The following is a 22,656-nucleotide window of genomic DNA, read 5'->3' on the forward strand; positions in this document are numbered from 1 at the left end:
CCGGCCGTCGGTCAGCGGCCCCCGGAAGCTCCGGCTGCCGCCTGTACGGCAAGCCTCTGCGGCTCGCCCGACCATCGCCCCTGGGCCGGGGCCGTCGGAGTGACGAGTAACTGAAGCAGACCGGCAGACAGCACCGCAGGTCGGGGGGTGGGTCAGCCCACTCCGAGGCCACCCGGCACGACCGAGCAGAACTGCCTGGCTCCCGGACATCGGCGCCCCGGAACAGGCCGGTCGGGGCCGGTCGGGGCCGGTCGGGATCGCGGGAATCAAGCTGACAGGTTGACGGGTTGACGGGTCGACGGGCTATTCGGCGGGGGTGAAGGGCAGGCCGAGGTGGGTGCGGGTCAGCTCCTGGACCCCGTTGCCGTCCACGAGGTGGATCTGCTCGTAAGCCGGCTCGGCCGCCAGGTCGAGGGCCTCCTCGCTGAAGTGGCCGCAGGTCAGGCGCAGGCCACGGTCGGCGCCCTCCTCCGCCACGGCCTCCGCGAGGGTCTGCAACTCCTCGGAGCCGACCGGTGCGGCCCCGCGCGAAGCCCAGACCACCCAGCGCCCGGGAAGCGCACTGCCCCTGGCCCCCTCGCCGGTGGCCACCAGCCCGGCCTGCCCGCGCAACCGGACGCTCCACTCGGCCAGACCGCCCCTGGTCAGCAGCTCCCGGACCAGCTGGGCGAACTCGTTCGAGGACAGCTCGGCCGCCGACGGCACGGCCATCCCGGCCGTACCGCTCGGCTCGACCTGCGCCAGCCCGTACGGGTCGGGGGTCACCACGGCAGCCAGCTCCCGCAGCCTGACCAACGCCTCGTCCTGCTCGGCGGCGGCGTAGACGCCCTGACCGTCCGCCTCTTGCCCCGGTACCTGCCCCGGTACCTGCTCCTGTCCCCGGCCCTGCCCCGGCTGATCGGCTCCCCCGGTCAACGTCTCCTCGGCGGGGAACAGCCGGGTGCGGGCGAGGGCATTGCGATCCGCGTCAACGCTGAGCAGGCAGACCGGCTCGGCTGAGGCCACTCCCCCGGCGACCGGAGCGGCCGTCGCGACGGCCGCCGGACCGGGGCGCAGCCAACCGTTGAGGACCACCCCGGCCAGGATGTCCTCGGTGTCCACGGCGTCGACCGCCTGGAGGGCCCGCAAGGCCAGCCGAGCGGCCAGCCGGAGGTAGTCGGCAGCCCGGTCGGCAGCCGGACGGGGGATGGGCGTGATCTCGCCCTCCGGCGAAAGCCGGTAGCCGGACAGCGAGGGCACCACGTCGAGCGACGGCAGGTCAAGGTCGAGCACGGCCGTGCGGGTGAGCGGACGGAAGACTGCCCGGCAGGGGGCGGGCAGGTCCTGGGTCGCGCCCTCGGCGGCGGCGAGGGCACGCTCCAGCAGGGACTCGACGGCGGCAGGCTCGGCCAACCGGTAGGCCCGCCGGCACTCCTCCAAACTCTCGTTGTACTCCCGGACGGCCCGGGCCCGGGCCTGCTCCATCTCCTCGTGCGCCTGCCGGGCCGCCTGCTCCCCGCTGTCGGCCGCCTCGGCCTGGCGTGCCCGCCACTCCCGGAGGTCCCGCTGATGGCGCAGCCGGGCCGCGGCCAGCTCCCGCTGGTAGCCGGAGTCGAGCAACCGCCGGGACGGGGCCTCGTCCGGGTCGGCCAGCTCCGGCTGCGCCGGAGCGTAGTCGGCCCACCGAGGCTCGGCGCCCGCAGCGGAAGCCTCCTCACCATGCGGGTAGGGGCGCGGCTCGTAGCTGCGCAGCTGGCTCTCGAAGTCCATCGCGGAGACGGGCAGGGCGGCTCGACGGAGCAGGTCCGCCAGGCGCTCGTGCTCGGCCTGGACGGTGAGCGTCCGATGGTGGGTCAGTGCGGCGGCCCGCCCGTGGGCCGCCACGCCCGCGTCCGGCTCACCGAGACCCGGCTTCCTGCCGGCGCCACCGCCCACCGGACCGCCGTCCGCCAGACCACCACCCAGCAGACCACCATCCGAAAGACCACCACCCGAAAGACCACCGTCTGCCGGACTGTCGCCTGCCGAACCATCACCTACCGGGCCGGCGACGCCGGACTCGTCGAGGGCACCAATCGAGCCGGCGGCGTCGGCCTGGCCAAGCGGGCCGGTGAGGCCGGTGGGGGCGGAGACGGCCTGACCTGGGAGCTGGGCGGTCGGACCGTCGGCAGCTACCCTGGGCACACCGGGGGCGTCCTGGTCCGTACGCGGCTCCGGGACGTCGGCCCCCAGGTCTCGGAAGACCGAGGCCAGGAAGCCGGGCTGGAGCACCGCGGCCGTACCGTCCGGCTGACCCTCGGATGAGTGCTGCATCGGCGGTCGTTCCCCCAAGCTCGTCCGGTGTGCTCGCCGGGCCACACGGCCTGGCCCGGGCTTCATTCTCCACCGTACGGGCACTCCGGAACCGTCTCTCCGACCTTTCCTCCCTCCATTTGTGATTCTCCGTCGATTCCGGGCTCAACCGCCTTGCCGTCAACTGCGATTCGGCTAGCGCGCCCTGTCCGCTCGCTGCCTTCTCGTCACCTCCTCCCCCGCTCTGCGGCGTCTCTATTGCCCTTGCTCAGTTCGTGCGGGTGTTGGTCAGGTGCAGTCCGATGTAGCCGACGTAGATCCGGCCGCTGCCCGAGCAGTCGTCCAGGTAGTGCAGGCGGGGGGCGGTGCGGCCACCACCGATCCGCAGGTGTGCGCCCATGAACGCGCGCCGTGAGGAATCTACGCACGCCGGTACCGGGAGCATCCGCTCGCGCTTCCACTTGGTGTGGCTCTCGACCGTCCGGGACTCCCCTCGGACGGCCTTGCGCGGCGGGAAGCGGTGGCACCCGGGTGGTGTGTGCTCGCACCACTGCTTGAAATCCCCGTGCGCCTCACCACGGACAGCGGCGCTGGCGTACTCCTGCAGGGCCGTCAGCCCCTCCCAGGTGAGCTTCGCCCACCCCGTACCCGCGTACTGGCCGTCCAGTGCCAGGGCCTCCTTCTGGTCACCGGTGAACTCCAGTAGCGGGAACTCGTCGAACCGTCCGACCAGATCACCGAAGCTGGCCGGCGCATCGTCGTCCTGCTCCACCCCGTCCGCAGCGAGCCCGCCGAACCCGTCGGGACCAAACCCCTCAAGGCCGAAGAGCTCACCACCGAGCGGCTCGGCGCCGTACGCCTCAGCGGCGAAGCCACCGAGAGCGGGCGCACCGCCGCCGAACGCTCCAGACGTCAGCGGATCGGTGGTGAAGCGGAGCAAGTCTGCCGCTTCGACCCCGGTCATGGCACGCAATTGATCGGTGAGCGAGCGCACTTGGGCGTTGATCGCACGCAGTGCGGCGTGCTGCTCGGCGCTCTCCGCCCGCAGGCGCTGCTCCCGGCGACGGGCCAGGAGCAGACTGCGTTTGATGCGCTGGAGCTCGTCAGCCCGGACCTGCCGCTCGGCCTGGTCGGCTCGCCCGAGGTGGTCGGTCAGCTCGCCCTGCGCGCCCTGCTCGCCCGGACCGCTCGAGTCCGACAGAACCGTGGACTGGGTGTGCGCTGCGGCCAGCGAGTCGGTGCCCGGCTCCGCCACTGAGGGCAGCGCTCGGTCAGACCGTGGGCCGGGCAACTGCACTGTCTGGCCAGCTGCATCAGAACGGCCGACCTGACCAGGCCTGTCCGAGTGACCGGACTGCGCGGCCGACCCGGACGGCTCGGACGGCTCGGACGGGGCAGCCGGATCGGACAGTGCGGGCTGTGGGCGACGCTTGGACTCCGGCGGTGGCTGGAGGACCGGAACAGCGGCAAGCAGGGGCGGCAGCGGGAGCTCGGCGGCGGCCCGGCGCGGCTCGCGGGCGATCAGCGCGGCGGCCCGGCGGACGTCGTCCTCGATCCGGTGCCTGGGCATCACCGGGTGCCGTGAACTGTCCGCCCGGGAGGCGGGGTCGATCTCCGGCAGGTAGGTACGCACTGCTCCGCCGTAGACCTTGTGGTACTCCAACGCGACGTTGAAGTGCGGAAGCGCCGCATGGTCGAGAACGTAGAGGGCGGCCAGGCCGGTGAGGTGGCGCATCAGCGGGTGGACCACGCCGGCCAGCCAGGTGTCGAGCTGGGCGGCGGGCGGGACGCTGGCGACGACTGTGGGCAGGCTGCGGTCCGGGTCGCAGAGCTCGTCGATCAGGGCGTCGACCTCGGCCGGGGTGACCAGTCGGGGCAGCGGCTCGATCGCGGCGGTACCGTCCGTGGCGTCGATCAGCGTGAGGAGCGTGCGGGCCAGTTCGGGGACTGGAGCTCGCCCGGCCGGGCGAGCTCCCGCTCCGGCCGCGAGGTGCTCGGCTTCCACCCTGACCCAGGTCGGCTGCTCCGGCTCCCTGCGCGCCGGGGGCTTGCTTCGCTGCCGGCCGACGCTCGGGGTGCTCGGCCCGCCGACGGTCGCGGCGGCCCCCGTCGGACTGCCGGCGGGAGGACCGGCGGCCACCGGAGTGGTGGGAGAAAGACTGGTGGCAGCGGCAGCGGCAGCAGCAGCGGCAGCAGCAGGAGGCGGGCCGGTGGCGATGGTGATGGTGAGCTGGTGGGTGCCGTGCGGCACCGGGGTGCGGAGGCGACGGCGGGCATAGCGGCCCGGGGTGGCAGCCCGCTCGGGCGGGGCACCCACGTCAGGAGGGTCACCCACCTCGGGTGGTTGTTCGGGATCGGGGGGATCCAGCCGGAGCTCGCCGCTGTCGCGGTCGAGGAGGATACGCGGGCCGGGGCGGAACCGCTCTGCGCCCGGCGTGGCTGCGGCGGGCGGGGGCTCTTCGACCCCTTCCTGCTTCAACCAGGCGGTCAGCAGCTGATCGGCCAGGGCGACGACTTCGGGAAATGGACGCTGGGTGGTGACCGTCGTGCGGTAGGGCTCCGAATTGCCGAAATGACCTGCGGCGTCAGGGCTCTGACCGGGGGACGGAGTGTATGCCGATGTCATGCGAGGTACCTCCCGTGGGGTGGTGGGTGGGGTCTGAATTCCTCCATCGATGGGGTCGAGACTGTGGCTCCCGCTCCGGGAGACCGGGTGGGATTCCTTGTCGAGAAAACGCAAGAGCCCGGAGGGGAAGTTCCAACTCCGGGCATGGTTAATTCGTTCGGGTGTCACTCGGGCTTCTGCCGCCCGACGAATCATCGGATCCGCTACCGTCCCGGCAGGGGCACCCTGCCAAGCCGACGCCCGCGCGGCGGTCGGTGCGACGCGTGTCCGCCGCCGTGCTCGGGCGGACGCTCCGAGCCATGGTCAGACGAGGGCCTCGACGTAGCTGCGCCCCGCTTCGATCGCCTCCGCAGCGCCCCCGGTGACCTCGGCGAGCCAGGCGTGAAAGGCGGTCACCTCAGGCTCCGGCACACCGACTTCGATCAGCACACCGGTGGGCTCGTAGGAGAGCCCCCGCACCACGTGCCCGGCTGCTCGGAGGTCGTTCTCCAGTCGTCCGGCCCTGGTGTGGTCGGCGGAGACCGCCAGCAGGGTGACCGGCCGCCGCTCCAGCAACCCGATGGCGTCCACCGCCTCGGACACCGCGCTCCCGTATGCCCGGACCAGTCCGCCGGCACCGAGCTTGATCCCGCCGAAGTAGCGGGTCACCACCGCGACCGTGTCGGTCAGCCCGCGCCGGCGCAACACCTCCAGCATCGGCACCCCGGCCGTACCGCCGGGCTCGCCGTCGTCGCTCGACCGCTCGCGCGGGCTCTCCCCGCCGACCACGAACGCGGTGCAGTTGTGCCGGGCATCCCAGTACTTCTTCCGGATGCCCGCGATGAATGCCTGGGCCTCGTCCTCGTCTGCCACCCGAGCGAGGTGGCAGATGAACCGGGACTTCTTGATCTCGAGTTCGTGGGTGCCGGAGCCCCGGACGGTGAGGTACGGCTTCGCGCTCGGCTCCGACATCGCGCGGTGATCTCCAGACGTACGGGAAGAAGGCTGGCTACGGACGTGATCGCCCCCGCCAGCCTAACCGGCCCCACCGGCCAGCTCCGCCGACCCGTTCCGAGCCCGTCCAGATCGACACCGGACGCCCGACGCACCAGACCCCGGGAGCGCCGACGCCGCCGGCCTACCCGGGCACCGCGACTCGGCGGCTCGCAGGCTCGCAGGCTCGGCGGCGCCACGCGACCGTCGACCCGCGGCACCCCGGTGCGGCAATGCCCCCGGTCAGGCAGTGGAGCCTAGTCCAGCTCGGCTGAGCTCAGCCGAGCTGGGGCTCAGCCTGGCCCGGCGGTCCCGCCTCCCGAACCTGCTCAGCGACCGGCCAGGGCGTCGAGCTCGACGCGGCTGAGACCGGTGAGCTCGGTGACCTCGGCGGAGTCGACGGCGCCGCAGTCGAGGCCGCGCAGCAGGTACGCGCTGAGCGCCTTGGCGGTGGCGGGCTCGTCCATCACGTCGCCGCCGGCCTTGGCCACGTAGGCGGTCAGGCGGGCGGCCGCGGCGTGGAGGCCCTCGCGGTAGAAGGAGTAGACGGCGACGTAGCGGGTGGGCAGGTGGGCCGGGTGCATGTCCCAGCCCTGGTAGTACGCCCGGGCCAGCGAGCGGCGGACCAGGTCGTGGTGGAGCTTCCAGCCGGCGTGGACCTGCTCACGGCCACCGGTCGGGATCACGTTGGTCGAACCGTCCGAGAGCCGGACCCCGGTACCCGCCGCAGCCACCTGCATGACGGCCTTGGCGTGGTCGGCGACCGGGTGGTCCATGCTCTGGTAGGCCGCACTGACACCGCAGGAGGCGCTGTAGTCGAAGGTGCCGTAGTGCAGACCGGTGGCGCGCCCCTCGGCGGCCTCGATCATCCGGGCCACCGTCGCGCGGCCGTCGGCACCGAGGATGGCCTGGGTGGTCTCGATCTGGATCTCGAACCCGATCCGCTTCGCGGGGAGACCGGCCCGCGCCTCGAAGTCCTCCAGCAGCCGGACCAGCGCCGTGACCTGCTCGACGTAGGTGACCTTGGGCAGCGTGAGCACCAGGCCCTCGGGCAGGCCGCCCTCGGCGATCAGGGTGGCGAGGAAGAGCTCCAGGGTGCGGATGCCCCGGGCGCGGACCGCCGCCTCCATGCACTTGATCCGGATGCCGATGTACGGCGGCGCGGTGCCGTCGGCGACCGCAGCGGCCACCAGGCGGGCGGCCCGGACGGCGGCCTCGTCCTCCTCGGCGTCCGGACGCGGGCCGTAGCCGTCCTCGAAGTCGATCCGGAGGTCCTCGACCGGCTCGCGCTCCAGCTTGGCCCGGACCCGGGCATGCACCTCCGTGAGCAGTTCGTCGGCCGGAACACCCAGCGCCGCGGCCAGCTCGGCCGGCGTACCCGCATGGGTGTCGAAGACCTCCAGGGCCTCCCGACCCCAGGTCTGCACGGTGTCGGCGGCGAAGACGTCCGCCGGAACGTAGACGGTGTGCACCGGCTGACGGGTGCTCGGCTCCCCCGGGTAGCGGCGCGCCAGCTCGGCGTCGACGGGCGCCAGCAACGCGTCCACGGCGGCCCGGGCCTCGGACGAGAAGGACACTCCACCCTCGGACTTGGTACCGTCCACCTCGGCCTGGGACATCCTGGGACCCTCCATCACGCCACGGCTCTTCAACAATTTGTTGATGCCTGCTGGAGGTGAAGGTAACCTCGCAGGGCCCGGCCGTCAATGGCCGCCCACGTGCCGGACCACTGTCACCCTGCGGCCGCACCCACTGTGAAATTGTCCTCCGCCCCCGCTTTCAGCGCAGGGGCGCCGCGCCTCGTTCCGCTGCTCAGTCGCGCCCGCTGGCGACGTACTGGCGCTGCAGTCGCTCCCAGATCCGCCCCAGCTCGGACGGGCTCACCGAGCCGTCGGGACGGGTGCCCACCACCCCGTACTCGGTGGTCAGGTACTCGGCGAGCGCGGCGACGTCCGGCTGCCGCTCGTACTGGTCGATGTAGCTGACCAGCGCGGCGAAGCAGACCTCCGGGTCGAGCGGCGCGGCGACCGGGTGCCGGTCTTCGGCGTGCGAGGAGGCCGTGTGCTCCACGCCCTGCTGCGCGGCCCGGTGCTCGGCCGACTCCCCGTTCAGCGCCGCCGCTTCCTCTTCGAGTTCGAGGGCGACCGCTTCGGCGAAAGCCTCCTCGGTCCCGAGGTAAGGCTCGTTGTCCTCCTCCGCCACGGCCACCACCTGCCGTGCGCCCTCCGGGGCGAGCTGCTCGATCCGGACGGGGCGCGGACCCACCGGACGCGGCCGGACTCCACCGGGCACCGCACCTGCCGGAACGGGCGCCGGCATCCCGTGCTCGGGCGCCGCCGTCACGGGCGCACCCGCCATCGGAGCCCCCGCACCCTGTCCGCCGGTCAGCGCCCCATCGGCGGGGACCCCACCGGACACCTGCTCGCCCGGGCGCGACACGCGCGGCGGCTTGAACCAAGGCGACGCCTGCCCGGGCACCCTGGACTGGTACCCGTGCTGCGCCTGCTCCTGCTGCGTCCGGGCCAACCAGACGTTGAGCTCGGGCTGCGGCTGCGCCGGTGCCGCCGCGCCCTCCTCCTCATGCGAGGGCTCTTGTGCGTCCCGCAGTCGGACGGCGGCCAGCTTCGCCAGGGTGGGGACGGCCACCGCCGCCGTCACCGGGGCCTGGTCCACCGGCACCTGATCGCCCGTCGTGGGCAGACCTGCATGGCCCGACTGAACCTGCCGACCGACAGCGCCGGCGGCCTGGGGCAGCCCGCGCGACTCGGACCGACTCGCGCCCGGCGGAGTGGCCTGGGTCGGGGCCGCCTCCAACGGTCCGTCGATCCGGTCCAGGATGCCGGGATCGAGCGGCACGCCGTACTTGGCGAGCTTGAGCGGGAGCAACGCCTGGAACGGCGCCGACCGGCGCCAACCACGCCCGTACCGGAACCGCAGCTGCGCCCGGTACACCAGGCGGTTCTGCTCCAGCCGGACCGTCTCGTCGTAGGAACGCAGCTCCCAGAGCTTCATCCGACGCCAGAGCCGGAAGGTCGGCACCGGTGAGAGGACCCACCTCATCAGCCGGACGGACTCCATGTGCCGGTCCGCTGTGATCGCCGCGATCCGGCCGACAGCGTGCCGGGAAGCCTCGACCACGACCACGAAGAGCACCGGGATGACCGCGTGCATCGCCATCCCGAGGGCGTCGCCCCAGGAGGCCGCGGCGTTGAACGCGATCGTGGCCGCCGTCAGCAGCCAGGCCGTCTGACGCAGCAGCGGGAACGGTATTCGGAGCCAGGTGAGCACCAGGTCCAGCGCCAGCAGGACGACGATGCCGGCGTCCACGCCGATCGGGAAGGCATATGAGAAGGCGCCGAACCCCTTCTCCATCGCCAACTCGCGCACGGCGTTGTACGAGCCGGCGAAGCCGATGCCCGAGATCAGACAGGCCCCGGCCGCGACCAGCCCGAGCAGAGCCCGGTGGGCGCGGGTGAGGGATGGACGTGCCATTCGTTGATCAACCCCTGGGATTCGGCAGGTGCCGTACGTGTGCACGGTGCGGCCCAATCCACCTGCGTCGCCGCACCGGATCAGCGCCAGATCACCGCGTCCGCGACCGTCTCGGCCCACCGGATACTACTCGCACACGGGTTTGGCAATCGACTCAGCCCAGGGCTAGCGAGGCTGGGGCGGCGTGCCGTTGAGGTGCGCCAGCACCGCGAGAACACGGCGGTTGGCGTCCTCGGCAGGAGCCAGTTCCAACTTGGTGAAGATATTGGCAATGTGTTTGGCCACTGCCCCGTCACTGACCATCAGTCGAGCACCGATCGCCAGGTTCGAGCACCCCTCCGCCATCAGCTCCAGCACCTCCCGCTCCCGGGGCGAGAGCCGCTGCACCGGCTCCGACCCGGACCGGCTCTGCATCAGCCGGGCGATCACATCCGGATCCATCGCGGTACCACCGGCCGCCACCCGCCGCACCGCGTCGATGAACTGGTCGGCGTTGAACACCCGGTCCTTCAGCAGGTACCCGACCCCGCCGGAACCGTCGGCCAGCAACTCCCGTGCGTAGAGCTGCTGCACGTGCTGCGAGAGCACCAGGACCGGCAGGCCGGGTATCTCCCGTCGTGCCGCGAGCGCGGCCTGGAGACCCTCGTCGGTCAGGGTCGGCGGCAGCCGGACATCGACCACCGCCACGTCAGGCCGGTGCTCCAACAGCGCCTCGAGCAGCTCGGGACCCGTCTCGACCGCCGCCGCGATGGTGAACCCGTGCGCCTCCAGCAGCCGGATCAGACCCTCTCGGAGGAGGTAGAGGTCCTCGGCGAGGACAACACGCACGGCAGCTCCATCGTGATCGTCGTCGGGCCGCCCAGCGGACTGCTGAGCGAGAAGACCCCGTCGAAAGTCGCCAGCCTACGTTCGATCCCGCGAAGACCGCTTCCTCGCTCCGGAGCCGCGCCACCTCGGCCGTCGTCCGTCACGGATATTCGCAGCTGGCCGGCGCGGAAGAGGATGTCCACCCACACCTGCCCCGCGCCAGAGTGCTTCGCCGCGTTGGCCAACAGCTCGCTCACGCAGAAGTACGCCGCCGACTCCACCGGTGGCTCGGGACGGGCCGGCAGACTGACCGTCACCTCCACCGGCAAGGCGCTGTCGAGTGCCAACTCCCTTACCGCGTCACCGAGACCACGCTCGGCCAGGACCGGTGGGTGTATGCCCCGGACGAGGTCACGCAGCTCCTGCAGGGCTCGCGCCGACGACTGACGGGCCTCCGCCAGCAACGACCGAGCCGAGGAAGGGTCGGTCTCCATCAGGTGCTCGATGGTGCCGAGCGTCATGCCGATGGCCACCAGGCGCGCCTGCGCGCCGTCGTGCAGATCCCGCTCGATCCGGCGGAGCTCGGCGACCTGACTACCCACCGCATCGGCCCGCGTCGTGGTGAGGTGCTCGACCCGCTTCGTGAGTCGGACCTTCTCCTGCTTCGCAGAACTCTCCGGGTCCAGCAGCCGGCACGCCCACTCGCTGTGCATCCGAACGGCATGCGGAGCCACCAACAGCCCGAGCACCGCCACCCCCGCCCAGAAGATCGCCTGGACGAAGTCCTCGGGCGATCGCCCGAAGTAGGACCTCGCCAGACTGATCGTCATCTGCAGGCCGCCACCCACGAGCAGCCCGACGCTCGGCAGCGCCAACACACCCGCACTGACCGCGTTGCCAGCCAACCACCTGACATCGCGCCAAGTCGCCGGATCCGACACCCGCGTACGAGCGAGCAGGACCGACTCGGCCACCCGCTTGTCCCGGAAGTAGGAGTGTCCGGTCCACCAGTGCCCCCGCTCGTCCTGCACCAGCCCCGGAACCGAACGGTGGTACTCCCGCAGAAGCAGCCCGGACCACGCGGCAGCACGACTACGAGTGATCGCCGCATGCTGACGGCTCCACCAGAAGAAGGCGAGTGGCCAGGCCAGCAGGCCGGCGACCCCCAACAGCCCCGCGAGCGGCCCGCGGCCGAGGCCACCGGTAGCCACCGTGGCCGCAGCCAGGAGCCCGCTGTAGAGAAGGACCACCGGACCGATGCCGGCCTGGAGCAGGACGAGCGCGCACCGCCACTGCGCCTGGAGACCCATGAGCAGGCGTTCCCATGCCTGCTCGGCCCGCTGCACGGCAACACCCGGCTGGGCCACCTGACTCACCATGTCCATCTCCACACCTCAACCTCGTGGCAACTCACAGCTGCGCGTGTACTTGATCTGGCGCTGACTTGATCTGACGCCCGATCTGGGCACCAGTCTGTCCGCTGACGACCGAGTAGGCAGTGGCCCCTGGGCCCGACTTTGAGGTGGACCTAGGTCTACCTGTGAGCGGGTCATAGCTGGAGGGTGAGGTCGAAACCTTCTGGTGCTGCCGGCAGCTCATAAGCCCTGTAAACGCAAAGAAGCCCCATCCGGTCTCCCGGATGGGGCTTCTCCACAATGATTGTTCGGCGGCGTCCTACTCTCCCACAGGGTCCCCCCTGCAGTACCATCGGCGCTGTGAGGCTTAGCTTCCGGGTTCGGAATGTAACCGGGCGTTTCCCTCACGCTATGACCACCGAAACACTATGAAACTATCCGACCGCACCACACTCTCCATGAGCATGGGGTCGTTGTTTCAGAACAACACAGTGGACGCGAGCAACTGAGGACAAGCCCTCGGCCTATTAGTACCGGTCAGCTCCACCCATTACTGGGCTTCCACATCCGGCCTATCAACCCAGTCGTCTACTGGGAGCCTTACCCTCTCAAGGAGGTGGGAACATTCATCTCGAAGCAGGCTTCCCGCTTAGATGCTTTCAGCGGTTATCCCTCCCGAACGTAGCCAACCAGCCATGCCCTTGGCAGGACAACTGGCACACCAGAGGTTCGTCCGTCCCGGTCCTCTCGTACTAGGGACAGCCCTTCTCAATATTCCTACGCGCACAGCGGATAGGGACCGAACTGTCTCACGACGTTCTAAACCCAGCTCGCGTACCGCTTTAATGGGCGAACAGCCCAACCCTTGGGACCTACTCCAGCCCCAGGATGCGACGAGCCGACATCGAGGTGCCAAACCATCCCGTCGATATGGACTCTTGGGGAAGATCAGCCTGTTATCCCCGGGGTACCTTTTATCCGTTGAGCGACGGCGCTTCCACAAGCCACCGCCGGATCACTAGTCCCTGCTTTCGCACCTGCTCGACCCGTCGGTCTCACAGTCAAGCTCCCTTGTGCACTTACACTCAACACCTGATTGCCAACCAGGCTGAGGGAACCTTTGGGCGCCTCCGTTACTCTTTAGGAGGCAACCGCCCCAGTTAAACTACCCACCAGACACTGTCCCTGATCCGGATCACGGACCCAGGTTAGACATCCAGCACGACCAGAGTGGTATTTCAACGATGACTCCACCATGACTGGCGTCACGGCTTCACAGTCTCCCACCTATCCTACACAAGCCGAACCGAACACCAATATCAAGCTATAGTAAAGGTCCCGGGGTCTTTCCGTCCTGCTGCGCGAAACGAGCATCTTTACTCGTAATGCAATTTCACCGGGCCTATGGTTGAGACAGTCGAGAAGTCGTTACGCCATTCGTGCAGGTCGGAACTTACCCGACAAGGAATTTCGCTACCTTAGGATGGTTATAGTTACCACCGCCGTTTACTGGCGCTTAAGTTCTCAGCTTCGCCAACCCGAAAGTTGACTAACCGGTCCCCTTAACGTTCCAGCACCGGGCAGGCGTCAGTCCGTATACATCGCCTTACGGCTTCGCACGGACCTGTGTTTTTAGTAAACAGTCGCTTCTCGCTGGTCTCTGCGGCCGGCCCCAGCTCACGGAGTAAATCCGATCACCAGTTCCGGCCCCCCTTCTCCCGAAGTTACGGGGGCATTTTGCCGAGTTCCTTAACCATAGTTCACCCGAACGCCTCGGTATTCTCTACCTGACCACCTGAGTCGGTTTGGGGTACGGGCCGCCATGAAACTCGCTAGAGGCTTTTCTCGACAGCATAGGATCATCCACTTCACCACAATCGGCTCGGCATCAGGTCTCAGCCTTAATGAGTGACGGATTTGCCTATCACTCGGCCTACACCCTTACCCCGGGACAACCACCGCCCGGGCTGGACTACCTTCCTGCGTCACCCCATCGCTCAGCTACTACCCTGTTGGGTCAGCGGCTCCACCACGTCCCTTCGTCCGAAGACTCCGGGCCGGCTTCACGGCTTTAGCATTCAGAGGTTCGCCGTTGGCGCTTCAAAGCGGGTACGGGAATATCAACCCGTTGTCCATCGACTACGCCTGTCGGCCTCGCCTTAGGTCCCGACTTACCCTGGGCAGATCAGCTTGACCCAGGAACCCTTGGTCAATCGGCGCAAGAGTTTCCCACTCTTGTATCGCTACTCATGCCTGCATTCTCACTCGTGAACCGTCCACAACTGGATTCCTCCGCTGCTTCACCCGGCACACGACGCTCCCCTACCCATCACAGCAGGCGTTGGCCCTATAGCTGCAATGACACGACTTCGGTGGTGTGCTTGAGCCCCGCTACATTGTCGGCGCGGAATCACTTGACCAGTGAGCTATTACGCACTCTTTCAAGGGTGGCTGCTTCTAAGCCAACCTCCTGGTTGTCTCTGCGACTCCACATCCTTTCCCACTTAGCACACGCTTAGGGACCTTAGTCGGTGTTCTGGGCTGTTTCCCTCTCGACCATGGAGCTTATCCCCCACAGTCTCACTGCCACGCTCTCACTTACCGGCATTCGGAGTTTGGCTAAGGTCAGTAACCCGGTGAGGCCCATCGCCTATCCAGTGCTCTACCTCCGGCAAGAAACACGTGACGCTGCACCTAAATGCATTTCGGGGAGAACCAGCTATCACGGAGTTTGATTGGCCTTTCACCCCTAACCACAGGTCATCCCCCAGGTTTTCAACCCTGGTGGGTTCGGTCCTCCACACGGTCTTACCCGCGCTTCAACCTGCCCATGGCTAGATCACTCCGCTTCGGGTCTTGGGCGTGCAACTCAATCGCCCTATTCGGACTCGCTTTCGCTACGGCTACCCCACACGGGTTAACCTCGCTACACACCGCAAACTCGCAGGCTCATTCTTCAAAAGGCACGCAGTCACGAGACACACAGCAAGCTGCATGTCCGACGCTCCCACGGCTTGTAGGCACACGGTTTCAGGTACTATTTCACTCCGCTCCCGCGGTACTTTTCACCATTCCCTCACGGTACTATCCGCTATCGGTCACCAGGGAATATTTAGGCTTAGCGGGTGGTCCCGCCAGATTCACACGGGATTTCTCGGGCCCCGTGCTACTTGGGAGAAGCTCAAGCGAGCCGTACAGATTTCGTCTACGGGGGTCTTACCCTCTACGCCGGACCTTTCGCATGTCCTTCGACTATCCATACGGTTTCTGACTCGCCCAACTGCCGGCAGACAGCTGAAGAACTTTCCCACGACCCCACATCGGCAACCCCTGCCGGGTCTCACACCAATATGGTTTAGCCTCATCCGGTTTCGCTCGCCACTACTCCCGGAATCACGGTTGTTTTCTCTTCCTGAGGGTACTGAGATGTTTCACTTCCCCTCGTTCCCTCCACACACCCTATGTGTTCAGGTGCGGGTGACAGCCCATGACGACTGCCGGGTTCCCCCATTCGGAAACCCCCGGATCAAAGCCTGGTTGGCGACTCCCCGGGGACTATCGCGGCCTCCCACGTCCTTCATCGGTTCCTGGTGCCAAGGCATCCACCGTGCGCCCTTAAAAACTTGGCCACAGATGCTCGCGTCCACTGTGCAGTTCTCAAACAACGACCAGTCCCCCACCTTCGACCCGCACAAGGCGGCTCTCAAGTGAGACCGGCGATCACTGAAGCAACGACATCAAGCCGTTCCCTCAGGACCCAACAACGTGCCCGACACGATCAAGACCAACCAACCCGTTCCACGCCGAAGCAGTACTTGGAGAGGTGACCCTCATCGTGCCGAATAGTCAACGTTCCACCCATGAGCAACCGTGCGAGACATTCGCTCGCAACCGGCTATGTGCTCCTTAGAAAGGAGGTGATCCAGCCGCACCTTCCGGTACGGCTACCTTGTTACGACTTCGTCCCAATCGCTGGTCCCACCTTCGACGGCTCCCTCCCAAGGGTTAGGCCACCGGCTTCGGGTGTTACCGACTTTCGTGACGTGACGGGCGGTGTGTACAAGGCCCGGGAACGTATTCACCGCAGCATGCTGATCTGCGATTACTAGCAACTCCAACTTCATGGGGTCGAGTTGCAGACCCCAATCCGAACTGAGGCCGGCTTTTTGGGATTCGCTCCGCCTCGCGGCATCGCAGCCCTTTGTACCGACCATTGTAGCACGTGTGCAGCCCAAGACATAAGGGGCATGATGATTTGACGTCGTCCCCACCTTCCTCCGAGTTGACCCCGGCAGTCTCCTGTGAGTCCCCATCACCCCGAAAGGCATGCTGGCAACACAGAACAAGGGTTGCGCTCGTTGCGGGACTTAACCCAACATCTCACGACACGAGCTGACGACAACCATGCACCACCTGTATACCGACCACAAGGGGGCGACTATCTCTAGCCGTTTCCGGTATATGTCAAGCCTTGGTAAGGTTCTTCGCGTTGCGTCGAATTAAGCCACATGCTCCGCTGCTTGTGCGGGCCCCCGTCAATTCCTTTGAGTTTTAGCCTTGCGGCCGTACTCCCCAGGCGGGGAACTTAATGCGTTAGCTGCGGCACCGACGACGTGGAATGTCGCCAACACCTAGTTCCCAACGTTTACGGCGTGGACTACCAGGGTATCTAATCCTGTTCGCTCCCCACGCTTTCGCTCCTCAGCGTCAGTAATGGCCCAGAGATCCGCCTTCGCCACCGGTGTTCCTCCTGATATCTGCGCATTTCACCGCTACACCAGGAATTCCGATCTCCCCTACCACACTCTAGCCTGCCCGTATCGAATGCAGACCCGGGGTTAAGCCCCGGGCTTTCACATCCGACGCGACAGGCCGCCTACGAGCTCTTTACGCCCAATAATTCCGGACAACGCTCGCACCCTACGTATTACCGCGGCTGCTGGCACGTAGTTAGCCGGTGCTTCTTCTGCAGGTACCGTCACTTGCGCTTCTTCCCTGCTGAAAGAGGTTTACAACCCGAAGGCCGTCATCCCTCACGCGGCGTCGCTGCATCAGGCTTTCGCCCATTGTGCAATATTCCCCACTGCTGCCTCCCGTAGGAGTCTGGGCCGTGTCTCAGTCCCAGTGTGGCCGGTCGCCCTCTCAGGCCGGCTACCCGTCGTCGCCTTGGTGGGCCGTTACCCCACCAACAAGCTGATAGGCCGCGGGATCATCCTGCACCGCCGGAGCTTTCCACCAACCCCCATGCGGAGGAAGGTCATATCCGGTATTAGACCTCGTTTCCAAGGCTTGTCCCAGAGTGCAGGGCAGATTTCCCACGTGTTACTCACCCGTTCGCCACTAATCCACTCCGAAGAGCTTCATCGTTCGACTTGCATGTGTTAAGCACGCCGCCAGCGTTCGTCCTGAGCCAGGATCAAACTCTCCGTGAATGTTTTCCCGTAATCGGGAGGGACACTCGCGTTGAGCGGCACGGCAACCACCGGAATAGGGTGATCCCGCGCACTGCGTCCTCGCTGTGTTTTGTTACTAAAGGAATCTCCAACCCCGATCCCGAAGGATCAAGGCCAGGGATGTCAACATATCTGGCGTTGACTTTTGGCACGCTGTTGAGTTCTCAAGGAACGGACGCTTCCTTCAAGCCGCTCTCGCAAGCTCTCCGGGCTTCGTTCGTTTCGTTCTTTCGTGTTTCCAGCTTAGCAGATGATTTCCGCTTCGCTTTCCACTCGGTTTTCCCTGCCGGTCTGCGACCTGACGGCCCGTCCGACGTTTCAAACCTTAGCCGATCCCCGCTCCGAAAAGCGAATCCGACCGCAATCCGATAAACGCACACGACAATTCAAGCTGAGGCGTGTCAGAAGACACGACTCCGCTGAGCAGAAGTGGTGGTTCAGGAGGATTGGCCGCTCCGGGACCGTCCGCGCTGATGCGTGTCCGGTGCTCCCTGCCAAGCGACCAGGTAACACTACTCCCCATCAAGGGTGGGGGCAAATCATCCTGGCAAGACGTCCAGGCGGACCACCCAATCGCAGGTGGCTCGCAGCGCCTTCACGGCCTCGCCGTTGGGGTGGTCGTTGGTGCTGACGCGTCGTCGGGCCGTCGCGGGGTCGTCCCCGGAAGCCAGGTGGCGCTGGAGGAGACGCTCCTCTCGGGCGTCGTCGTCGGCCTCGACGTACCAGAGGGCGTGCAGGAGCGCGCGTGCCTCGGGCCAGGGGGTCTCGGTGTTGGCCAGGTAGTTGCCTTCGGTGACCACCAGGCGGGTGTGCGGGTGGATGACGTGTCGTGCCGCGACCGGCTCGTCGAGCGTGCGGTCGAAGTCCGGGGCGTAGATGTCATGGAACCGCTCGTTGGTGACCCGACGCAGCAGGGCCAGGTAGCCCAGGCCGTCAAAGGTAGTGGTAGCACCCTTGCGAGCTCGTAGGCCCAGGCGGTCAAGTTGCTGATTAGAGAGATGGAAACCGTCGAGTGGCAGATACGCGGCGGTCTCCGGGCCCTCCACTCGGTTGATCTGGGCGACCAGGTGGTGGGCCAGCGTCGACTTGCCGGCTGCGGGTGGGCCGGTGAGACCGAGTAGGACTCGTCCGGTGCGAGCTCCCTGTCGCCGGAGCAGGGCCAATATGTCGTCCACCAGTGAGGCCGAGGAGAAGGAGGGGGTGGTGGAGACAGCATCCATCGCGGCGGCGGTGTGAGCAGAAGGAGTACTGGAGGTATCAGAAGTACTGGAAGTACCAGTCTGGGCAGAGGCGCTGGAGGGAGGAGAGGCAAGCGACGGCGATGATGCCGTGGGACCGTCCGCGTTCATGGAGCGCACCTTACTCATCAGGCAACGGCATCGGCAGTGCGCCGAGAGTCGGCGAGGGCAGGGAGGTCGAAGGTCAGGGTGCCGGCATCGGCATCGAGGTGGGCCGGTACACCGAGCGGGACGGTGAGAGCGGCCGGCCCGTGGCCGAAGCCCAGCTCCCAGATGACCGGGACGCCAAGCGGTGCGAGGCATTCCTTCATCAGAGCGCGGACCTCCGACGGTGTGCCACAGCCTTCCCAGGAGCCAAGGGCGATCCCCCTGACTCCGTCGAGGGCGCCGGTGCGGATCAGCTGGGTGAGGATGCGGTCGAGCTGGTAGGGGTGTTCGCCGATGTCCTCGAGCAGCAGGATCATGCCGGCGAAGCTCGGGCGGGCGGTCGGGGTGCCCCGGTCCGAGGCAAGGACCGAGGCGCAGCCACCCGCCGTGATGCCGTGGGCGCGTCCGGAGATGAGTGGTGCGGCGGTGGGCGAGGTCAGGATCGTGGTCTCGGCCGGGCTGAAGAGCGTGCGCCTGAGGTGGTCGGCCAAGGCGTGATCGGTGGCGAAGGCCTGGGCGGCGACCATCGGCCCGTAGAGAGTGGCTACGCCCAAGCGCTGGGCAACGGTCTCGTGCAGCGTGGTGACGTCGCTGAAGCCGACCAGGGCCTTGGGTGTGGCCGGGCGGAGCCGGTCCCAGTCGATCAGGTCGACCATGCGCTGGACACCGTAGCCACCCCTGGCGCAGATGACGGCGGCGATCGTCGGGTCGAGCCAGGCCCGCTGGAAGTCAGCAGCGCGGTTCTCGTCCGAGCCGGCCAGGTAGGCGGCGGTCGGGTGGGCGTCGAGAAGGTGCTCGCTCGGTACGACCTCGAGGCCCCAGTCCTCGAGGATGCGGACTCCGGCGGCCAGGCGTTCTCGGTCGATCGGTCCGCTCGGAGCGATGACCGCCACCCGATCCCCCGGGGCGAGGGCGTGCGGACGGCGCAGCGCGGAGGGCCGACCGGCCACCGGGCTGGAGCCGTGTGAGGAAGTGGGAGTGGGCGGCATCGTCGGCCTCCTCCTTCGGTGCGGTGGCGAATGGGTTGTCTGGTGAGGGAGGTGGTGAGGTGCCGGCGCGACGGCCGCGAGCAGTCGGGCGGGGCAGGTCAGGTGCCTGCTGGTCCGGACAGTCGCCCTGGCGTCCTGCCGCTGCTGCCGGTCGGAACGGACAGTCGGGAGGACGAGGGGAATCGGGATTGCCGAGCAAGGAGGTGCGGGTGGTGTCCGGGGCAGCCTGGGCGGTCGTGATGGCGCAGCTGTTCACGGTAGCCGCGTTCTTGGCGGGTCGAGAAGGGCCAGGGTCGCCGCAGCGGCGGTGAGGGGAGCGTGGACCAAGGGGCGAGTGAGGCGAAAGGGGTCGGGTGGGAGGAGATGGAGGATCGATGTCGAACACGGAAGCGGAGGTCGAAGTGAAGGCGAGGTGATTTGTGACTGTTTGGGCCGTGATGGGAAGGCCTGGCGGATGGTGAGATAGGTTTGCCTTACCTAAGTTCGTTCTCGATCCGAGGAGCTCCCCCATGCCCGTCCCCAGCGCCTCCCGCCGCACGTTCCTCTCCGTCGGGCTGACCGGCGGTGCGGTGCTCGGGTTCGGCGGACTGCTCACCGCCTGCGGTTCGAGCTCCGGGGGTGGCAGCGGGAGTGTCCAGGGAAGCGGTGGCAGCGGAAACGGCAGCGGTGGGAAGAGCGGGAGTCAGAAGTCGATCGCCCAGGGCGGGGACGACTTCGCCGCCGTGATCGAGAAGATGAAGGGGTTCGGCACCGATGCCGACGCCGGGGTGTTCCCCAGGACGATCCGGCACGCCATGGGCAGCACGGAGATCCCGCAAAGGCCCACCCGGGTGGTCGTGCTGGACACCGGTGAGCTGGACAACGTCGTCTCGCTCGGGATCCAGCCGGTGGGTGTCGCCTACACCGACGGGTCGAAGACGATGCCCGGTTACCTCAAGGGGCAGGCCGGCAGCCCGGCGGCGGTGGGCACGATTTCGAGCCTCAACCTGGAGGCGATCGCCGGGCTCAAGCCCGACCTGATCCTCGGCAGCCAGCTCCGGGCCCAGGACCAGTACGCCGCGCTCTCGAAGATCGCCCCGACGGTCTTTTCGATCCGGCCCGGGTACCCGTGGAAGGAGAACTTCACGCTGAACGCGACCCCGTTCGGATTGGAGGCGGAGGCCAAGGCCAAGCTCGACGACTACCGGAGCCGGGCGCAGGCGCTCGGAGCGCAGCTGAGCTCGAAGCTCGGTGGCAAGCTGCCGACGATCACACCGCTGCGGTTCATGCCGGGGCGGATCCGGCTCTACGCGGAGTTGTCGTTCATCGGCACGTTGCTGGCCGACATCCCGTTGGCGCAGCCGAAGATCGAGCAGGTCAAGGAGCTGGCCGTGGAGGTGAGTCCGGAGCAGATCGACAAGGCGGACGCCGACTGGATCTTCTACGGGGTCTACGGCTCGCCCAGCGCCACCAGTCAGGACGCCGTGCTCGGTGGCGCGCTCTGGCGGACGCTCGGCGCGGTGAAATCGGGTCAGGCCCGGCCGGTGGCTGACGAGACCTGGTTCCTCGGGCTCGGGGTGATGGCGGCTGACGCGGTGTTCGCCGATCTCGCCGGCTTCGTCGCGCCCGGGGTCTGATCCGGAGCGGACAGACCGGCCCGGCGGGCCGCGCGGACGGGTCAGGCGGAGGGTCGGGGCGGCAACGGGCCGACGGGGGCCGTCCGTGGACGTTCGTTGGCAAAGGCAGCCCCATGGGCTCGTCAGGCTTGGGTCAGGGCTTGCGCGGTATGCAGAACACGAACGGCCCTTTGGCAGCAAGGGTTCTGCGGGCGTCAGCGGCCGCTGGAGACGGGTTCGGGAGCGGGCTCGACCCTTGGCCGACACCCGCTTCTACGGGAGGATCATCCGAAAGACATCTCGGAGGGCCCACACCGATGACCACGCTCGACCGGACCGCGCGGGACGACTCCAGGGGGGAGTCGTCCTCAGCCAGCTCGCGCGGGTTGGATGCCGAGGCCGTCACCGCGGCCAACCTGCTGTCGGGCCTGGCCACCCGATTGCGCGCGGCGTACGAGCGCGGGGCGGACATCGACGGGCTCGCGGTGGCCTCCCATCAGTCTCCGGCCGAGGTCCGGGAGTTGCTTCGATCGGCCGGGGTGCTGCTGCCGCCGGACGACCAGGACCCACAGATGCCACCGGCCTTGGAGCAGCTCCGACGGGTCCGACGGCCGACGCCGTCCCGGCGGCTCAGTCGGCTGCACCCGAAGGGCGACGGACCCGAGGGTACGGCCGCGCTGGCCGGGAGCTGGCCGGGCACGACACCCGCCACGGCGACGGTCGTCACCGTCACCACCCAGGTGGCCGGCGCGGCGGACGTGGCCGACTCCGCCGTCTCCGCCCCGCTGGGCATCCTGATCGGCGCCTCCCCCAGCTACACCGAGCCACCCGGCCAGCCCGAGCAGCGGGCGCCGCGCCGGGTGCAGGCCCAGGTGGTCCGGGTCGGTCGCGGCACCAGCCTGGTGGTGCTCCCCTCCTGGCGCGCCGCGATCGCGGTGTCGGTGCCGACCGAACTGCTGCTGCGCGAGACCGGGCTGCCCTCCGAACAGCTCCCGGGAGCCCGGCTGACCGTACGGATGAACCCGGAAGCGATGCACGACCGCGAGCTCGACCTGGCCGAGTGGCGCCCCGAACCCGCCGCGCGACGGACCTCCCGCTAGCGCCGCCGAACAGGCGGCGAGGTCAGGAGCGGTTCGGGATGTACCCCAGGTGGACGGGTGCGGTGCCGGTGGGCCACTGCTGCCGGGCTGCGGCGAGCAGGGTCGGCAGTTGTGGGGGCCAGAGGGCGTCGGCGTCCGGAGCGGTGAGTTCGGGCTCGGTCCACCAGCTCCAGCCGAGGATGCGGTCGGTCTGGTGGGCCTCGCTCAGGTCGCCGATGGGCGCGCGGTGGGGGCCGCGGGTCAGGTAGACGTGTTCGTGCTGGCGGACCGGGGTGCCGTGCCAGGTGAAGTCGTGCTCCCAGGTGCAGAGCAGGACGCCCGGGGCGAGGTCCTGCCAGCCGGTCTCCTCGGCGAGTTCGCGACGGGCGGCCTGGTCCGGGGTCTCCCCCGGCTTCATCCCGCCGCCGGGCGGGGCCCAGTGGACGCCGACCTCCACGTTGTCCGAGCGGAGCAGGAAGACGGCACCATCCGGCGCCAGGACGACGGTTCGCGCTGCCTGTCGGGGAGTTCGCATCCGGCCACCCTCCCAGAGCAGCGCAGCGGTGTCACTCGTCGGTGCGCGTCCGGGCGGCGATCGGCCCCGGTCGGACCGGTCGCCGCCCTACGCTGTG

13 protein-coding genes and 3 rRNA genes are annotated in these 22,656 nt (G+C 68.0%); 3 read left to right on the forward strand and 13 right to left on the reverse strand.

Annotation, left to right across the window (positions count from 1 at the left end):
* Positions 1-303 precede the first annotated feature (303 nt).
* On the reverse strand, positions 304-1,863 hold the full coding sequence (locus CFP65_RS42070; RefSeq protein ID WP_158702149.1) for a restriction endonuclease: 1,560 nt from the start codon (positions 1,861-1,863) through the stop codon (positions 304-306).
* Here CFP65_RS42070 and CFP65_RS12565 point away from each other — a divergent pair.
* Complete coding sequence (locus CFP65_RS12565) at positions 1,852-2,283, forward strand: hypothetical protein (RefSeq protein WP_158702150.1); 432 nt, start codon at positions 1,852-1,854, stop codon at positions 2,281-2,283. The two genes, CFP65_RS42070 and CFP65_RS12565, sit on opposite strands and share 12 nt — an antisense overlap.
* A 256-nt stretch (positions 2,284-2,539) precedes the next feature.
* On the opposite strand, the gene CFP65_RS12570 is transcribed toward CFP65_RS12565, so the two are convergent.
* From CFP65_RS12570 to CFP65_RS12625, 11 genes are all read right to left on the reverse strand, one after another.
* Entirely contained in the window at positions 2,540-4,588 is a 2,049-nt protein-coding gene (locus tag CFP65_RS12570) for a hypothetical protein (RefSeq protein WP_158702151.1), read from the reverse strand.
* A 612-nt stretch (positions 4,589-5,200) separates the two neighbouring features.
* Positions 5,201-5,848 (reverse strand): YigZ family protein, encoded by a 648-nt coding sequence (locus tag CFP65_RS12575; protein WP_104816184.1) that lies wholly within the window; start codon positions 5,846-5,848, stop codon positions 5,201-5,203.
* 350 nt (positions 5,849-6,198) lie between these two features.
* Positions 6,199-7,488 carry an aldolase/citrate lyase family protein gene (locus CFP65_RS12580; protein WP_158702152.1) on the reverse strand — a complete coding sequence of 430 codons (1,290 nt, stop codon included), beginning with the start codon at positions 7,486-7,488 and terminating at the stop codon, positions 6,199-6,201.
* Between the two features lie 193 nt (positions 7,489-7,681).
* Positions 7,682-9,361 (reverse strand): DUF2637 domain-containing protein, encoded by a 1,680-nt coding sequence (locus tag CFP65_RS40795; RefSeq protein WP_254552361.1) that lies wholly within the window; start codon positions 9,359-9,361, stop codon positions 7,682-7,684.
* A 165-nt stretch (positions 9,362-9,526) separates the two neighbouring features.
* A complete protein-coding gene (locus CFP65_RS12590; RefSeq protein ID WP_104816185.1) occupies positions 9,527-10,189 on the reverse strand; it encodes a response regulator transcription factor in 663 nt (220 codons plus the stop codon).
* Complete coding sequence (locus CFP65_RS12595) at positions 10,141-11,553, reverse strand: histidine kinase (protein WP_254552362.1); 1,413 nt, start codon at positions 11,551-11,553, stop codon at positions 10,141-10,143. Before CFP65_RS12595 ends, CFP65_RS12590 begins: the two co-directional genes overlap by 49 nt.
* A gap of 276 nt (positions 11,554-11,829) precedes the next feature.
* Positions 11,830-11,946 (reverse strand): 5S ribosomal RNA (gene rrf, locus CFP65_RS12600).
* Positions 11,947-12,030: 84 nt separating this feature from the next.
* A 23S ribosomal RNA gene (locus tag CFP65_RS12605) occupies positions 12,031-15,152 on the reverse strand.
* A 281-nt stretch (positions 15,153-15,433) separates the two neighbouring features.
* A 16S ribosomal RNA gene (locus CFP65_RS12610) occupies positions 15,434-16,955 on the reverse strand.
* Together the 16S, 23S and 5S rRNA genes form the textbook arrangement of a ribosomal RNA operon.
* Positions 16,956-17,515: 560 nt before the next feature.
* Positions 17,516-18,196 carry a nucleoside/nucleotide kinase family protein gene (locus CFP65_RS12620; protein WP_104816187.1) on the reverse strand — a complete coding sequence of 227 codons (681 nt, stop codon included), beginning with the start codon at positions 18,194-18,196 and terminating at the stop codon, positions 17,516-17,518.
* A 146-nt stretch (positions 18,197-18,342) separates the two neighbouring features.
* On the reverse strand, positions 18,343-19,350 hold the full coding sequence (locus CFP65_RS12625) for an LD-carboxypeptidase (RefSeq protein ID WP_104816188.1): 1,008 nt from the start codon (positions 19,348-19,350) through the stop codon (positions 18,343-18,345).
* 509 nt (positions 19,351-19,859) lie between these two features.
* Here CFP65_RS12625 and CFP65_RS12630 point away from each other — a divergent pair.
* Positions 19,860-20,966 (forward strand): ABC transporter substrate-binding protein, encoded by a 1,107-nt coding sequence (locus CFP65_RS12630; protein ID WP_104816189.1) that lies wholly within the window; start codon positions 19,860-19,862, stop codon positions 20,964-20,966.
* 296 nt (positions 20,967-21,262) lie between these two features.
* Positions 21,263-22,045, forward strand: coding sequence for a hypothetical protein (locus tag CFP65_RS12635; RefSeq protein ID WP_104816190.1), 783 nt, complete (start codon positions 21,263-21,265; stop codon positions 22,043-22,045).
* A gap of 22 nt (positions 22,046-22,067) precedes the next feature.
* On the opposite strand, the gene CFP65_RS12640 is transcribed toward CFP65_RS12635, so the two are convergent.
* Positions 22,068-22,559: an NUDIX hydrolase gene (locus CFP65_RS12640; protein WP_104816191.1), complete on the reverse strand. Its 492-nt coding sequence runs from the start codon at positions 22,557-22,559 to the stop codon at positions 22,068-22,070.
* Positions 22,560-22,656: the final 97 nt, after the last annotated feature.

Origin of the sequence: Kitasatospora sp. MMS16-BH015 (assembly GCF_002943525.1) — a bacterium.
GTDB lineage: Bacteria > Actinomycetota > Actinomycetes > Streptomycetales > Streptomycetaceae > Kitasatospora.

Bases quoted from the DNA above. Each gene is read 5' to 3' on its own strand.
- CFP65_RS12575 (WP_104816184.1), bottom strand. From the start codon at position 5,848: ATGTCGGAGCCGAGCGCGAAGCCGTACCTCACCGTCCGGGGCTCCGGC.
- CFP65_RS12580 (WP_158702152.1), bottom strand. From the start codon at position 7,488: ATGTCCCAGGCCGAGGTGGACGGTACCAAGTCCGAGGGTGGAGTGTCC.
- CFP65_RS40795 (WP_254552361.1), bottom strand. From the start codon at position 9,361: ATGGCACGTCCATCCCTCACCCGCGCCCACCGGGCTCTGCTCGGGCTG.
- CFP65_RS12595 (WP_254552362.1), bottom strand. From the start codon at position 11,553: ATGGACATGGTGAGTCAGGTGGCCCAGCCGGGTGTTGCCGTGCAGCGG.
- CFP65_RS12620 (WP_104816187.1), bottom strand. From the start codon at position 18,196: ATGGATGCTGTCTCCACCACCCCCTCCTTCTCCTCGGCCTCACTGGTG.
- CFP65_RS12625 (WP_104816188.1), bottom strand. From the start codon at position 19,350: ATGCCGCCCACTCCCACTTCCTCACACGGCTCCAGCCCGGTGGCCGGT.
- CFP65_RS12630 (WP_104816189.1), top strand. From the start codon at position 19,860: ATGCCCGTCCCCAGCGCCTCCCGCCGCACGTTCCTCTCCGTCGGGCTG.
- CFP65_RS12635 (WP_104816190.1), top strand. From the start codon at position 21,263: ATGACCACGCTCGACCGGACCGCGCGGGACGACTCCAGGGGGGAGTCG.
- CFP65_RS12640 (WP_104816191.1), bottom strand. From the start codon at position 22,559: ATGCGAACTCCCCGACAGGCAGCGCGAACCGTCGTCCTGGCGCCGGAT.